The organism is Mycobacterium sp. Soil_C_30 (assembly GCF_057656995.1).
In genome coordinates, this window is sequence record NZ_JBDGJH010000006.1 from 194,905 (window position 1) to 210,986 (window position 16,082).

General features: G+C 67.7%; 9 protein-coding genes. 8 read left to right on the forward strand and 1 reads right to left on the reverse strand.

The features are described 5' to 3' along the window. Positions 1-19: 19 nt before the first annotated feature. From AC3A6P_RS13885 to eccA, 5 genes are read left to right on the forward strand one after another with little or no spacing between them, the layout of a single operon-like run. Positions 20-1,048 (forward strand): MinD/ParA family ATP-binding protein, encoded by a 1,029-nt coding sequence (locus tag AC3A6P_RS13885; RefSeq protein ID WP_487692150.1) that lies wholly within the window; start codon positions 20-22, stop codon positions 1,046-1,048. After that, positions 1,048-2,538 carry a type VII secretion integral membrane protein EccD gene (gene eccD / locus AC3A6P_RS13890; RefSeq protein WP_487692151.1) on the forward strand — a complete coding sequence of 497 codons (1,491 nt, stop codon included), beginning with the start codon at positions 1,048-1,050 and terminating at the stop codon, positions 2,536-2,538. Before AC3A6P_RS13885 ends, eccD begins: the two co-directional genes overlap by 1 nt. Further along, the gene (gene mycP, locus AC3A6P_RS13895; RefSeq protein ID WP_487692152.1) at positions 2,535-4,202 is read left to right on the forward strand and encodes a type VII secretion-associated serine protease mycosin; all 1,668 of its coding nucleotides are present in this window, start codon (positions 2,535-2,537) and stop codon (positions 4,200-4,202) included. The genes eccD and mycP overlap by 4 nt, the downstream gene beginning before the upstream one ends. After that, on the forward strand, positions 4,199-5,734 hold the full coding sequence (eccE, locus tag AC3A6P_RS13900; RefSeq protein WP_487692153.1) for a type VII secretion protein EccE: 1,536 nt from the start codon (positions 4,199-4,201) through the stop codon (positions 5,732-5,734). Before mycP ends, eccE begins: the two co-directional genes overlap by 4 nt. Beyond that, entirely contained in the window at positions 5,734-7,581 is a 1,848-nt protein-coding gene (eccA, locus tag AC3A6P_RS13905) for a type VII secretion AAA-ATPase EccA (RefSeq protein WP_487692154.1), read from the forward strand. The genes eccE and eccA overlap by 1 nt, the downstream gene beginning before the upstream one ends. Before the next feature lie 3 nt (positions 7,582-7,584). On the opposite strand, the gene AC3A6P_RS13910 is transcribed toward eccA, so the two are convergent. Then, positions 7,585-8,637 (reverse strand): MinD/ParA family ATP-binding protein, encoded by a 1,053-nt coding sequence (locus AC3A6P_RS13910; RefSeq protein WP_487692156.1) that lies wholly within the window; start codon positions 8,635-8,637, stop codon positions 7,585-7,587. A 315-nt stretch (positions 8,638-8,952) separates the two neighbouring features. Between AC3A6P_RS13910 and AC3A6P_RS13915 the strand changes: the two genes are divergently transcribed. The 3 genes from AC3A6P_RS13915 (at position 8,953) to AC3A6P_RS13925 (ending at position 16,080) form a co-directional block, all read left to right on the forward strand. Further along, positions 8,953-9,333, forward strand: a complete 381-nt coding sequence (locus tag AC3A6P_RS13915; RefSeq protein WP_487692157.1) for a WhiB family transcriptional regulator — start codon at positions 8,953-8,955, stop codon at positions 9,331-9,333. 722 nt (positions 9,334-10,055) lie between these two features. After that, a complete protein-coding gene (gltB, locus tag AC3A6P_RS13920; RefSeq protein ID WP_487692342.1) occupies positions 10,056-14,618 on the forward strand; it encodes a glutamate synthase large subunit in 4,563 nt (1,520 codons plus the stop codon). Next, positions 14,611-16,080, forward strand: coding sequence for a glutamate synthase subunit beta (locus AC3A6P_RS13925; protein WP_487692158.1), 1,470 nt, complete (start codon positions 14,611-14,613; stop codon positions 16,078-16,080). The genes gltB and AC3A6P_RS13925 overlap by 8 nt, the downstream gene beginning before the upstream one ends. Positions 16,081-16,082 lie beyond the last annotated feature (2 nt).

Sequence of the window (16,082 nt, forward strand, 5' to 3'; positions counted from 1 at the left end):
GCGTGTTAGGGTCAAATTCGTGACCAATCCATGGAATGAGCAGGCAAATGCCGTCGAATCGCGACGGCATGCCCAGCGGGAAACGCCGGGCGGGCGCAATGAATACCAGGATTCGGTTTCGCAGACGCTGCGGATCTCCGATATGGTGGCGCCCCGCAAGATTCCGCCCGGTTCCGGTTGGCGGAAGTTCATCTACCGCCTGACATTCCACGGCATCAACCTGGGAGAGTCACCGGCCGAACGGCACTATCGGGAACTGAAAGACCGCATTCGCCGGCACATCCGCAAGCAGTACGTCATCGCCGTCATCTCCGGAAAAGGTGGCGTCGGCAAGACCACCATGACGGCATCCATCGGTGCCGTGTTCCGGGAGTGCCGCCCGGAGAACGTGGTGGCCATCGACGCCGCGCCCGGTTTCGGCACTCTGGCGGGCCGGATCGACGAGGCGCCCCCGGGGGATTACTCGGCCGTGCTGAACGACACGGATGTGCAGGGATATGCCGATATCCGTGAACACCTGGGGCAGAACGCACTCGGGCTGGACGTGCTGGCGGGAAACCGGGCCTCCGACCAGCCTCGACCGCTGGTGCCGTCGATGTTCACCGGTGTGCTGTCGCGGTTGCGACGGACGCACAACGTGATCATCGTCGACACCGCCGACGACTTGGAGCACCCGGTCATGAAGGCGGTGTACGACGCCGCCGACACCGTGGTGTTCGTCTCCGGCCTGACCGCCGACACCTCTTTGCCGGTCACGCGGTCCATCGACCTGTTGCGTGCAATGGGTTACCACGAACTCGTTTCCCGCAGCATGGTCATCATCAATGACAGCCGGAACAAATACGACAAAGAAGCCCTGCTCTATTTGACCGAGCGATACAAACAATCCGGAGCCAGCGTCGAATTCATGCCGTATGACCCGCACCTGGCCAAGGGCGGAATCATCGACACTCAACACGAGCTCGACAAGAAGACCCGGCTACGCCTCTTCGAGATCACCGCGGCGCTGGCCGACAAATACACCCCGGACGCCGACAGGCCGCAGTGATGGCGAAAGTCAGTTTCCCCGCGCGGTGCGCGGTGGCCGTCGTCTGCGGAGAACATCTGGTGTCACAGGTGTACCCGGCCTCGGTACCCATCGAGGTTTTCATCGACGACATCGTCGAACTCCTCAACGAGGAACTGCGCCGCCGCGGTCTGAGCGGGCTCGAATCGAGCGTCGGCTACGAATTGCAGCGGGCCAACGGCACCCGACTTGATGTCACCAAGACGCTCGACGACCTGGGTGTCGAGGACGGGGCCACGCTGGTGCTGGTGCCAGCGGTGGTCGGGGACTCGTTCGAGCCGCAGTACGAGTCGTTGTCGACGGGCTTGGCGCGCGTCGGGAAGAGACTGTTCGCCCCGGTGACGGCGCAGACGGCAGCACATGTCGCGCTCGCGATCCTGGCGATGGTCGCCGTGGTGGTGCTGGCGCTCGCCCTGCGCAACCGGATGGTCACCGACGCGTTGGCTGCCACCATCGTCACCGGAGCTCTCGGTGTCCTGACTCTCGGCGGCGCCGGGGCAGTGGCACGGTGGTGGCCGGCGCGGATGGATCTGCTCAGCGGATTCGGGTGGGTGGCCGTTCCGCTGGTGGCGGTCGCGGCGGGCGCGGCGGCACCGGGTTCGCCGGGTGCCGCGCACCTGTTCATCGCCGGTCTGACCGTCGTCGTGCTCACGAGCGGTCTCACCGCGCTCACCCACCGGCATGTCACCGCGGCCGCAGTGGTCGTCACACTGTGTGCGCTCGGTGGGGTGGTGGCACTGGTGCGGATGTGGCGCCCGGTGCCGGCGCAGTGGCTGGGCATGTGTGTGCTCGTGGCGGTGCTGCTGCTCATCACGATGGCACCCACCGCGGCTCTGTGGGCGGCCCGGATCCGGCCGCCGCACTTCGGCTCCATCACGGGTCGGGATCTGTTCCGCCGCAGTGATGGTCTGCCGGTGGACGCGGTGGCGCCGGTGGACGACGACGCGGAAGAGGACCAGGCCGAACCGAATCCGGACAACACCCCCCGCGGCGCCGAGATCGCGGCCGCCGCCAAGCGGGCCAACAGTGTGCTGACCGGTATCTGCATCGGCGGTGCGATCGCTTTGCCTGCCGCCGTGTGGGCGACATTGATGCCGGGACGCGAAAAGGCCACCGCCGCGGCTGTTCTCGCCGGCCTCTTCGTACTGATCTTCATCAGCCGGGCCCGGACCTTCGCCGACAGACGGCAAGCGGTGGCCTTGGTGTGCGGTGCTGCTGTTGCGGTGGCCCTCGGCGTTGCCAAGTACGTGTTGGCCGCCCCGGCGGAGTCGGCGGCCGCGGTGCTGTGGGGTGCACTGGCCCTGGCCGCCTTCGGTTTCGCGGGACTGCTTGCCGCGCTGCTGGTTCCGGTCACCCGCTTCACCCCCCTGGTGCGGATGCTCGCCGAATGGCTCGAGCTGGTCGCCATCGTGGCGGCCCTGCCGCTGGCCGCCTGGATCGGGGGATTGTTCGAATGGGTGCGGATGCGATGAGCGCCGCCTCGTCACGAACCGGCCGGCTACGTCGGGTCGGTTGTGCCGCCGCAGCGCTGATGCTGGTGGGTGTCAGCGCGAACATCCCTGCGGCGCAGGCTATTTCACCGCCGCAGGTGGACCCGGCGATGGTGCCGCCCGACGGCGAGCCCGGCCCGGAGCGTCCCATGCGGCAGAGCAACATGTGCGCCCAGACCATGACGGTGGCCGATCCGAGCGTGACGGTCACCGCACCCGGCTTCACGATGCTCAACATCAGCAAGGCCTGGGAGTATTCGACCGGCAACGGTGTGCCCGTCGCGGTGATCGACACCGGGGTCAACCCCAATCCGAGGCTGCCCGTGGTGGCCGGCGGTGACTACATCATGAGCGGCGACGGCCTGATGGACTGCGACGCCCACGGCACCATCATCGCCTCACTGATCGGCGCGGCACCCCAGGGCACACCGATGCCCGCTCCCATGCCACCCCGACGGGCTTTTCCGCCCCCGGCCGGACCCCCTCCGGTGACATCGGCTCCACCGCCTCCCGGCGGGGCGCCGCCACCGCCGGCGCCCCCACCGCCACCGGCACCGGTGACGGTCACCGAAACCAGGGAGGCACCGCCGCCACCGCCGCCGGAACCACCTCCACCACCCGCCGCTCCGGCCAATGCCCCCGGCGACCCCGCACCGGGGCGCGACGATCCGGCGGTGCCGCCACCGCCGCCGGGGGCACCGGATGGCGTGGCCGGGGTGGCCCCGCATGCCACAGTGATCTCGATCAGGCAATCCTCGCGGGCCTACGAATTCGAAGATCCCGAGCCCGGCGACAACGAGGCCCGGCGCAAAGCCGGCACCATCGCGTCACTGGCCTCGGCCATCGTGCACGCCGCCAACATGGGCGCCAAGGTGATCAACCTCAGCGTGACCTCCTGCGTGTCGGCCGCCGACCCCATGGATCAGCGGGCACTGGGCGCGGCGGTCTGGTACGCCGCCACCGTCAAGGACGCGGTGCTGGTCGCCGCCGCCGGCAACGAGGGCGAGGAGGGCTGCGCGCAGAACCCACTGTTCAATCCGCTCAACACGTCCGACCCGCGGGACTGGAGCCAGGTCAAGACCGTGTCGTCGCCGTCGTGGTTCTCCGACTACGTGCTGTCGGTGGGCGCGGTCGACAACGCCGGGGCGCCCTTGCCCGCCAGCTTGGCCGGACCGTGGGTCCGAGCTGCGGCACCCGGGGTCGGGATCATGGGACTGTCCCCGCAGTCCGGCGCACCGGTGAATGCGTACCCGCCGGCACGGCCGGGTGACCCGAACACACCGTTCTGGGGCACCAGCTTCTCGGCCGCCTACGTCAGCGGTGTCGCGGCGCTGGTGCGGGCGAAGTTCCCCGAGCTGACGGCCAACCAGGTGATCAACCGGATCCTGCAGACGGCGCACAACCCGCCGCGGGGGGTGGACAACCAGGTGGGTTACGGCGTGGTGGATCCCGTCGCCGCCCTGACCTTCGATGTCCCGCCCGGGCCGCGACTCGCGCCCGAATCGCAGAGCCGGGTCGTCGTGCCGCCTCCGCCACCACTGCCCCCCGATCATCGGGCCCGCAACGTCGCGCTGGCGTTCGGAGGAGGGCTCGTCGGCGTGGTGGCGATCGCACTGCTGATCGCGCGAGCCAGGCGCGCCCGATGACCGCCCCGGTGCGCCTGGCCGTTGTGGTCGGCGTCTTGCTGGCCGGGCTGGCCGGTTGGTGGCTGGCCGGATATCCCGGTGCGGCAGCGGGGCTGGTGCTCGGGCTGCTGCTGGGGGTGGTCCGGTGGTGGCGCCAGCCGGCCTGGTCGTGGTTGCGGCTGTTCTGGGACCGGCAGCGGGCCATCGAGTGGAGCGAGCCGGTGACGGTGGCCAACGACCGCGCCGGCGGTGGTGTGCGCTACGAAGGCGATACCGCGATCGTCGCCGTCCAGGTACTCGGAAAGGCGCACACGCCGACCTTCTTCACCGGCTCCACCGCCACGCACACCGACAACACATTGGACATCGCAGCGCTGCGCACGCTGCTGCACCAGAGCTTGGGACTGACCCTGGAATCGCTCAGTGTGGTCAGCACCGGATCCCGGCGCCGCACCACCGGTGACTATCCCCGGGTGTACGACACCTTGATCGGCACCCCGCCGTATGCGGGACAGCGAGAGACCTGGCTGGTGGCGCGCATCGGTTCCTTCGCCAATGCCGATGCCGTGCAATGGCGTATCTCGGTGGGCACCACAGCGCTGGCCGCGGCGCAGCGGATCAGTGCCACGTTGCGGTGCCAGGGCATCCGGGCCCGAGTCGCCACCGCCACGGACATGGTGGAGATGGAACGCCGTTTCGGCGCATCGGCCCTCGCTCCCGGCCGGCAACGCTGGCGCTCGGTGCGATCCGACGCGGGGTGGCTCACCACCTACTGGTACCGCAGACAGCACATCACCACCGAGATCCTCAATCAGGCGTGGGCCATGCGCGCCGACGGCGTGACCCAGAACGTGACCCTGTTCCCCGACGGCAGTGTCACCGCCACGGTCACGTTGCGCACGGCGCAGCCGCCCACAGCGCCGCCTGCGGTGATCCTGCGGACGCTTCCCGGGGAGCAGGCGACGGCGGTGGCCGCCAGCTTGTGCGGGCCGACCATGGAACTGCGCGGAATCCGGCGCGGAACACTTCCGGAGCACCTGACCATCCCGGTCGGGCCGTCGGGTGTGCTGCTGGGCAAGGTCGGTGCCGGTGACCGCATGCTGCTGCCTCTCGGCGATCCCGGTGAGTTCAGCCGGATTCACCTGGCCGCCGACGATGCGCTGGCCAAGCGGCTGGTGATCCGGGCGGCGGGCTCGGGCGACCGGGTGACGGTGCACACCAAGGACCTGGCGCGGTGGGCCAGTGTGCGGATGCCGGACATCGCGGTCACCGACCGGGCCAGGCCGGTCGCGGGTACCACCGTCAGCGTGGTCGACGGAACGGTGTCTCCGGCGCCCCGCCCGAACACGGTCATCTCGGTGGGCCCACCGGGTCAACGGCCGCGCGGAAGCGCGGATGTGGTGATCACCCAGACCGGGCCGGCCAGGGTGGACGTCACCGCCGCCGGCCGCCTGCACCACGTCGAGGTGGAGCTGTTCCGGGCCGAGAACCGTTATGTGTCAACCGAACCGGTCAGCGTAGCGGCTGACCGGGAACTCGTGAACGAGAGATGATGACCAGCAGCACCGCAACCGCGCGCAGGCAGTTCGACCAGGGTATGGCGCTTCTCGAGGTCAATCCTGCCGAAGCGCTGGCCAGGTTCGGCGAGGCCACACAGATCGACCCGACGATGGCCGATGCCTGGCTCGGTCGCATTGCCGCGGGCGATGATTCGATGACGAGCCTGCAGGAACTGCACGCCTACGGATCACGACTGCACCGCGAGACCAACCGCCTGGGCGCGGTGTTGTCGGCGCACATCAAAGCTGGGCCGTACCTGGCGATCACCGTCACCGAGGCCTCGCACGCCGGATTGGCGCTGGGCTCGGCGCTCATCGACGACGGCCAGTTCGAGAAGGCCGAAGCCCTGCTGACGGATTCGGCCCTGCTGGACACCTGGGAGAACCATCAGTGGCAGCAGTACCTGCGCGCCTATCTGATGCTGGCGACGCAGCGCTGGCCGGACGTGATCTCGGTGGCGGCCGCGGTGCTACCTCCGCAGGCGATCATCATGGCCGCGGTGACGGCCGCAACCAACACCTTGGCGTCACACGCCGCCGCGCATTTGGGCCAGGGGCGGGTGGCGCTGGACTGGGCGGACCGCGTGGAGCTGCGGGCGGCCAACGCCGCACCGCTGGAAGGCCGCCGCCGCGATCTGACGTCGGCGATGGTGGCGGCCATCGATCCGGCTGATTTCCCCCTGATCGCCGCCGATCTCGCGTACGTGCGGGGCATGGCGCACCGGCAGCTGGGTGATGAGGACAAGGCGCAGATCTCGTTGTCCAAGGCCACCATCAACGGTGCGCTCATTCCGGCCGCCCAGCAGGCCCTGGCGGATCCGTCGCTGCAACTGGTGGTCACCGACGAGGAAACCATCAACAGCCGCACCAACAAGTGGGATGCCAGCACCGCACAGTCACAGGCCGACCGCGAGGAAGAAGAGAACGAGGGCCGCAGAACCGAGCTGCTGGCCGAGGGCCGCGCCCTGCTGAACAATCAGGTGGGTCTGGCCGACGTGAAACGGGCCGTCGCCGAACTCGAGGACCAGATCGAGGTCCGTGCCCTGCGTTTGGCGCACGGGCTGCCGGTGACCAATCAGACCAACCACATGCTGCTGGTCGGGCCGCCCGGCACCGGTAAGACCACCACGGCTGAGGCGCTGGGCAAGATCTACGCCGGCTTGGGCATCGTGCGCCACCCCGAGATCGTAGAGGTCAAGCGTGCCGATTTCTGCGGCGAGCACATCGGCTCCTCGGGGCCGAAAACCAATGAGCTGATCAATCGTTCGCTCGGCCGCATTCTCTTCATGGATGAGTTCTATTCGCTGGTCGAGCGTCACCACGATGGCCGGCCCGACATGATCGGCATGGAAGCGGTCAATCAGCTCCTGGTGGCACTCGAGGTGCACCGCTTCGACTTCTGTTTCATCGGCGCGGGCTACGAGAAGGAAGTGGACGAATTCCTCACGGTGAACCCGGGTTTGGCGGGCCGGTTCAACCGCAAACTGCGCTTCGAGTCCTACAGCCCGGACGAACTGGTGGAGATCGCCGTGCGCTACGGTCAACCGCGGGCCACCGTCATCGAACCGGCGGCGCGGGAAGCGTTGAGCGCGGGTTGCCGGATGTTGCGGGCCTACCGCGCACCCGACGGTACCCACGGGGTCGACGTGATGCAGAACGGCCGATTCGCCCGCAATGTCGTCGAACGTGCTGAACGCTTTCGTGATTCACGCGTGGCCGCCCAGCATCGGACCGACCGGGGTTCGGTCACGGTCGAGGACCTCGAGACCATCCGGACCCAGGACGTCGTCGCCGCGATGCGTGATGCCTGCGCCGAGAAGCATGTTCCGATAGAGCTCTGAGCGTTACCGCCTCGGCATCGTGACGAACCGGTGGACGATTGCCGCGGCGATCTCGAGGAAGCACAGCTTGGTCGCCTGATCCATTTCTCGCGTCACGTCGATGACGCCGCCCGGTCGCAGGTGTGGATCGAACGGCACTTGCACCAATGCCTGCCCTCGGCTGGTGAACTGATGTGCCAGCGATGCGCGGGTCTTCTTGTCGGAATGTCCGTCAGAGTCGTTGAGCACCACGATACTTCGACGCAGCAGCTCGGTCTGGCCATTGTTGGCCAGCCATTCCATGGTCTGGGCGGCCGCCGCGGCGCCGTCGGCCCACGGCGAGGAGACCACGATCAGCGCATCGAGGTCGCGCAGTGCCTCCTGGGTCACCGGTGCGTCCATCGTCGACCCGCAATCGATCACCGAGATGGTGAAATGTCGGTCCAACCGCCGTACCGCTTCCCGGTAGACGGCCGGGTCCAGCACGCGTCTCCGGGTGGTGGGGTGCTCGCCGGCCACCACGTGGAGTCCCGCGGAATTGTGGCCGACGCGATTCTGCAGATCGGCGAAGGTGTACAAGTTCTTGTCATTGGCCAACTCCCAGTAAGAACCCCGCACGGTGGGGTCGATCCGGCTGGCAAGGCGACCGAATGCGGTGTCGGCGTCCAGCGCGATCACCCGGTCACCGGGGCGCTGCTCGGCGAAGATGGATCCGATGCTGGCGGCCACCGACGTCTTCCCGACGCCTCCTTTTCCGAGCACACCGATCTTCAGGGGCCCGGGCAGTGGAGTGCGGATCACCGCGGTCAGTTCGGCCCGCCGGCGCTGGGCGGGGGACGGGCCGAAATTCACCAGCCCGAAGGTGGCGCGGTAGACGGTGCGACGCCAGCCGGCTTCCGGGCGGGGTTTCGGTGGAGGCGCCGGTACGGGTGCAGGCCGATTCGGTGCCGGAGGCGGCTGAGGCGAGCGCGGCGGGCCGTACTGAGGTGGCGGCCATCCCGGCGGTGGGGGCGGCGAGTGGCGGTCACCAGGCGCAGGGCCGCGCCGGTCGCGCACGAAGTCGTCCCGCTCTGTCACTTGCTGCCTCCTCAGAAGGCGACTTGCCGGGAGTGCACCCGGCAGGTCGCCTGAGCCCCATGAGACCACCGGGGCGCGACGTTGGTCGATTCTGCTCCCAGTATCGGTCAAGGCCGTGCTGAAACCGTGGACCGCTGCGCTGCTACGCAATTGTGCCGACGGCATAGCGGTCCGACGGGGGGGCGATCAGCGAAAACTCCAGCATATGACGCAGCCAACGAGCACTTGAGCGCCGCGGTGCTACATAAGCCGTTGCAATGCTACGTATTTTGCTGCTACGGTGCAGACACCGGGACCTGCTTCGAGAGGAATCTCATGACAACCGCTCTGAACGCCAGCCATCCCGTCGACCGCCGTCAGGCCGAGGGTGTCCCCGTCTACGAGATCGTGGGCCAGTGCACCAGGGACCCGGACCGCTGGATGGCGAGCACTTCCTCTGCAGAAGCCGTCGAGATCGCCGAAGCCACCAAAGCGGTGTGCCGCGGCTGTGCGCGGCGCTGGCTGTGTGCGCGGGACGCGGTGGAGACGCCGGGCGCCGAGGGGATCTGGGCCGGAATCCTGGTTCCCGAGGCGGGCCGCGGCCGGACGTTTGCCTTGAAGCAGCTGTCCTCGCTCGCTGAACGCGGTGGCTATCCGGTCCGCAGACGCGCCCGTCGGCCCCGGCTCGACGTCGAACCCGAGTCCGAGGACGAGTAGGGCGCTACGCGTGTGCCGGGCCGGTTCCCGGTGGAATGTGGATCCGAGGCCCCGGCGCGATGACTGACGGCCCACGTCGGGGGTGGTCGGGACCATGGTCAACGGCGTCGATGTGCCGGTGAGGGGTGGCCATGGTCCCGGCGAAGCCTCGAAGAAGCCGCGAAATCTCTGAGAATTGGCCTAAATCTCGCGCAAACTGGCAATGGGTGTCGATATGCCCGCCGACCTGCTCTGATGCGCTCTCGCTGCCGGTCAGAGACCTGCAATTCTGCGGATTTCGTCGAACGGGCGCTCACCGGGGGCCGCCAGCTAATTACCTAAGTGATTGATGTGACCACAGCGATACCGAAGCGTGACCGATTGGTTCCCCCGCTTGAGGTGAAACCCCCTCTGCAGCAACGGAATTCATCTGAAGCCGCTTCACGCCCGCTCGGCGCACCTTCCGGGCCCGCAAACCAAAGTTAGGGTCGGCTTAGTTGGCATGTCCTGCCCGGTGTGGCATATCGTTTTACGACTTTGTCGTGACCCCACACAGGGCCGCCGTTCAACGCTGCACGGAAGCTGCGGGTCACGCCACGCATACAGGCCAGACCATGGGGACGCAGCCCGCTTCCCCCGGCGGTCGACAACGGCAGCGCAGCCACGACAGCCAGCGCACACGTCGTCAATATCTTCACACGAAGGGTCAGGTGGAACCACCGGTGGCAATAGGGCCCAGCGGGATGTACAACCCCGCATACGAGCATGACTCCTGTGGTGTGGCGATGGTCGCCGATATGCACGGTCGTCGCAGCCGCGACATCGTGGACAAGGCGATCACCGCCCTTCTCAATCTGGAGCACCGCGGCGCCCAGGGCGCCGAGCCGAACACCGGCGACGGTGCCGGGATCCTGATCCAGGTTCCTGATGAGTTCCTGCGCGCCGTGGTCAACTTCGACCTGCCCGAGGCCGGCAGCTACGCCACCGGTATCGCCTTCCTGCCACAGTCGTCCAAGGACGCCGCCCGCGCCTGCGAAGCCGTCGAGAAGATCGTCGAGGCCGAGGGCCTCAAGGTGCTCGGCTGGCGCGAGGTGCCCACCGACGAATCCTCCCTGGGCGCCCTGGCCCGCGATGCCATGCCGACCTTCCGCCAGCTGTTCATGGCCGGTGACTCCGGGATCGAGCTGGAACGCCGCGCCTACGTGATCCGCAAGCGCGCCGAACACGAGCTGGGAAACAAGGGCCCCGGCCAGGACGGCCCCGGACGCGAAACCGTCTACTTCCCAAGCCTTTCCGGGCAAACCCTGGTGTACAAGGGCATGCTCACCACCCCGCAGCTGCGGGCGTTCTACCTGGACCTGCAGGACGAGCGGATGACCAGTGCGCTCGGCATCGTGCATTCGCGGTTCTCCACCAACACCTTCCCGTCGTGGCCGCTGGCGCACCCGTTCCGCATGGTGGCCCACAACGGCGAGATCAACACCGTCACCGGTAACGAGAACTGGATGCGGGCCCGTGAGGCGCTGATCCACACCGACGTGTTCGGCTACCACAACGACCTGAACAAGATCTTCCCGGTCTGTACGCCGGGCGCCTCGGACACCGCCCGGTTCGACGAGGTGCTCGAACTGCTGTACCTCGGTGGCCGCAGCGTCGCCCACGCCATGCTGATGATGATCCCGGAGGCCTGGGAGCGCAACGAAGCCATGGACCCCGCCCGGCGGGCGTTCTACCAGTACCACGGCTCGCTGATGGAGCCGTGGGACGGGCCGGCCTCGGTGTGCTTCACCGACGGCACGGTGATCGGCGCGGTGCTGGACCGCAACGGCCTGCGCCCCTCACGCATCTGGGTCACCGACGACGGCCTGGTGGTGCTGGCTTCGGAGGCCGGCGTGCTCGACCTGGAGCCGTCCAAGGTGGTGCGCCGTATGCGCCTGCAGCCCGGCCGGATGTTCCTGGTGGACACCGCCCAGGGCCGCATCGTCTCCGACGAAGAGGTCAAGGCCGAACTCGCCGCCCAGCACCCCTACCAGGAGTGGCTCGACGCCGGCCTGTTCCACGTCGACGACCTGCCGCAGGGCAACTACGTCCGGATGCCGCATCACCGCGTGGTGCTGCGCCAGCAGATCTTCGGCTACACCTACGAAGAGCTGAACCTGCTGGTGGCGCCGATGGCCCGTACCGGCGCCGAGGCGCTGGGCTCGATGGGCACCGACACCCCGATCGCCGTGCTGTCGCAGCGCTCGCGGATGCTCTACGACTACTTCCAGCAGCTGTTCGCCCAGGTGACCAACCCGCCGCTGGACGCCATCCGCGAAGAGGTGGTGACCAGCCTGCAGGGCACCGTCGGCCCCGAGGGCGACCTGTTGAACCCCGACGCCGAATCGTGCCGTCAGATCGTGTTGCCGCAGCCGATCCTGCGCAACGCCGAGTTGGCCAAGCTGATCAACGTCGACCCCGATCACGAGATCCGCGGCCGCAAGCACGGTATGCGTGCCGCGGTGGTGAGCTGCCTGTACCCCGTCGCCGACGGCGGCGTGGGACTGCGCCGCGCGCTGGAGGACGTCCGCAAGAAGGTCTCCCAGGCCATCCGCAACGGCGCCCGCATCATCGTGCTGTCCGACCGCGAGTCCAACGAATGGCTGGCGCCCATCCCGTCGCTGCTGTCGGTGGCCGCGGTGCACCACCATCTGGTGCGCGAGCGCACCCGCACCCAGGTGGGTCTGGTGGTCGAGTCCGGTGACGCCCGCGAGGTGCACCACATGGCGATGCTGTGCGGCTTCGGCGCCGCCGCCATCAACCCGTACATGGCGTTCGAGTCCATCGAGGACATGATCGACCGCGGCGTCATCACCGGGCTGACCAGCGATGCGGCCAAGGCCAACTACGTCAAGGCCGCCGGCAAGGGTGTGCTGAAGGTGATGTCCAAGATGGGCATCTCCACCCTGGCGTCCTACACCGGCGCGCAGCTGTTCCAGGCTGTCGGTATCAGCCAGCGGGTGCTCGACGAGTACTTCAGCGGATTGCACTGCGCCACCGGCGGAATCGACCTGGAGGATATCGCCGCCGACGTCGCGGCCCGCCACGAGCTGGCCTACCTGGAGCGTCCCGACGAGCGCGCCCACCGCGAGCTCGAGGTCGGCGGCGAGTACCAGTGGCGCCGGGAAGGCGAGTACCACCTGTTCAACCCGGACACGGTGTTCAAGTTGCAGCACTCCACCCGCACCGGGCAGTACAAGGTGTTCAAGGAGTACACCAAGCTGATCGACGACCAGAGCGAGCGGATGGCGTCGCTGCGTGGACTGTTGAAGTTCAAAGATGGTGTGCGCGAGCCGATTCCGATCGAAGAGGTCGAGCCGGCCAGCGAGATCGTCAAGCGGTTCTCCACCGGTGCCATGAGCTACGGTTCGATCTCCGCCGAAGCCCACGAGACCCTGGCCATCGCGATGAACCGCCTCGGCGGCCGGTCGAACTCCGGTGAGGGCGGCGAAGACGTCGCGCGCTTCGAGCACGATCCCAACGGTGACTGGCGCCGCAGCGCCATCAAGCAGGTGGCCTCGGCGCGCTTCGGCGTGACGTCGCACTATCTGACCAACTGCACCGATATCCAGATCAAGATGGCTCAGGGCGCCAAACCCGGTGAGGGTGGTCAGCTTCCGGGTCACAAGGTGTATCCGTGGGTGGCCGAGGTGCGGCACTCCACGCCGGGTGTGGGCCTGATCTCCCCGCCGCCGCACCACGACATCTACTCCATCGAGGATCTGGCGCAGCTGATCCACGACCTGAAGAACGCCAACCCGCAGGCGCGGGTGCACGTGAAGCTGGTGTCCGAGAACGGCGTCGGCACGGTCGCGGCCGGTGTGTCCAAGGCGCACGCCGACGTGGTGCTGATCTCCGGCCACGACGGTGGCACCGGTGCCACCCCGCTGACCTCGCAGAAGCACGCGGGTGCGCCGTGGGAGCTGGGCCTGGCCGAGACGCAGCAGACGTTGCTGCTCAACGGACTTCGCGACCGGATCGTCGTGCAGGTGGACGGCCAGCTCAAGACCGGGCGCGACGTGATGATCGCGATGCTGCTGGGTGCCGAGGAGTACGGTTTCGCCACCGCGCCGCTGGTGGTCTCCGGCTGCATCATGATGCGGGTCTGCCACCTCGACACCTGCCCGGTGGGCGTGGCGACGCAGAACCCGGTCCTGCGTCAGCGCTTCAACGGCAAGCCCGAGTTCGTCGAGAACTTCTTCATGTTCATCGCCGAAGAAGTGCGGGAACTGATGGCGCAGTTGGGTTTCCGCACCATCAACGAGGCCGTCGGCCAGGTGGCCGCGCTGGACACCACCAAGGCCGCCGAGCACTGGAAGGCGCACAAGCTCGACCTCAAGCCGATCCTGCACGAGCCCGAGTCGGCGTTCATGAACCAGGATCTGTACTGCAGCTCGCGCCAGGACCACGGTCTGGACAAGGCGCTGGATCAGCAGCTGATCGTGCAGTGCCGCGAAGCCCTGGACAGCGGTACGCCGGTGCGGTTCAACACCACGATCGCCAACGTCAACCGGACCGTCGGCACCATGCTGGGCCACGAGGTCACCAAGGCATACGGCGGGCAGGGCCTACCCGACGGCACCATCGACATCACCTTCGACGGCTCGGCCGGCAACAGCTTCGGGGCCTTCGTGCCCAAGGGCATCACGCTGCGGGTCTACGGTGACGCCAATGACTATGTGGGCAAGGGACTCTCGGGTGGACGCATTGTGGTCCGGCCGTCGGAGAACGTGCCCGCCGAGTACGTGGCCGAGGAGAACATCATCGGCGGCAACGTGATCCTGTTCGGCGCCACCAGCGGGCAGGCATTCCTGCGCGGTGTGGTGGGCGAGCGGTTCGCGGTGCGTAACTCCGGTGCGCACGCCGTCGTCGAAGGTGTGGGCGACCACGGCTGTGAGTACATGACCGGTGGCCGCGTGGTGATCCTCGGCAAGACCGGCCGCAACTTCGCCGCGGGCATGTCCGGTGGCGTGGCCTACGTGTACGACCCGGCGGGAGAACTGTCGGAGAACCTCAACACCGAGATGGTGGAACTCGACGCCTTCGACGAGTCCGATCGTCAATGGCTGCACGACATCATCGTCGCGCACGTCGACGCCACGGACTCGGCGGTCGGGCAGAAGGTACTGGCCGATTGGTCGGCAGAGCAGGAGAACTTCGTGAAGGTGATGCCGCGCGACTACAAGCGGGTGCTGCTGGCGATGGCGGAAGCGGAGCAGTCCGGCCAGGATGTCTCCGAGGCGATCATGGCGGCCGCTCGTGGGTGACCCAAGCGGCTTCCTGAAGCACACCGTCCGCCAGACCCCCGCCCGCCGGCCCGTGCCGCTGCGCCTCAAGGACTGGAAAGAGGTCTACGAGGAGTTCAGCCACGAAACCCTGCAGGTGCAGGCGTCGCGCTGCATGGACTGTGGTATCCCGTTCTGCCACAACGGATGCCCGCTGGGCAACCTGATCCCGGAGTGGAACGACCTGGTGTTCCGGGGTCGCTGGCGCGATGCCATCGAACGGCTGCACGCCACCAACAACTTCCCGGAGTTCACCGGACGGTTGTGCCCGGCGCCGTGTGAGGCCTCGTGTGTGCTCGGCATCAACCAGGACGCGGTGACCATCAAGCAGGTCGAGGTCGAGATCATCGACAACGCGTTCGGTGAAGGCTGGGTGGTCCCGCTGCCGCCGGATACCTTGACGGGCAAGAAGGTTGCCGTGGTGGGCTCGGGTCCGGCCGGTCTGGCCGCCGCTCAGCAGCTGACCCGCGCCGGGCACCAGGTGACGGTGTTCGAACGCGCCGACCGTATCGGCGGCCTGCTGCGCTACGGCATTCCCGAGTTCAAGATGGAAAAGCGCCACATCGACCGGCGGCTGGAACAGATGGAGGCCGAAGGCACCCAGTTCCGCGCCGGCGTCAATGTCGGCGTGGACATCACCGTCGAGCAGTTGAACGAGGACTTCGACGCCGTGGTGCTGGCCGGCGGTGCCACCGCGTGGCGGGATCTGCCGATCCCCGGCCGCGAGCTCAACGGCATTCACCAGGCGATGGAGTTCCTGCCGTGGGCCAACCGCGTCCAGAACGGCGATCCCGTCACCGACGAGAACGGCGACCCGCCGATCACCGCCAAGGGCAAGAAGGTCGTCATCATCGGCGGCGGTGACACCGGCGCCGACTGCCTGGGCACCTCACACCGCCAGGGTGCGGCCAGTGTCCACCAATTCGAAATCATGCCGCGCCCGCCGGAGGAGCGCGCCGACTCGACCCCGTGGCCCACCTACCCGTTGATGTTCCGGGTGTCCTCGGCGCACGAAGAGGGCGGCGAGCGTGTCTTCTCGGTCAACACCGAGGAGTTCGTCGACGACGGTAACGGTAATGTGCGGGCCCTCAAGGTGCACGAAGTGCAGATGGTCGACGGCCGGTTCCAGAAGGTCGAGGGCAGTGACTTCGAGCTGGAAGCCGACATCGTGTTCCTGGCGATGGGCTTTGTGGGGCCGCAGAAGGAAGGCCTGCTGACCGATCTCGGCGTGGAGCTCAACGAGCGTGGCAACGTCTCACGCGGCGACGACTTCCAGACCTCGGTCCCCGGGGTGTTCGTCGCCGGCGACATGGGCCGCGGGCAGTCGCTGATCGTGTGGGCCATCGCCGAGGGCCGGGCCGCCGCCGCGGCCGTCGACAAGTTCCTCATCGGTGAGTCCGCGCTGCCGGCACCGATCAAGCCGACGGCAGCGCCTCAGCGCTAGTC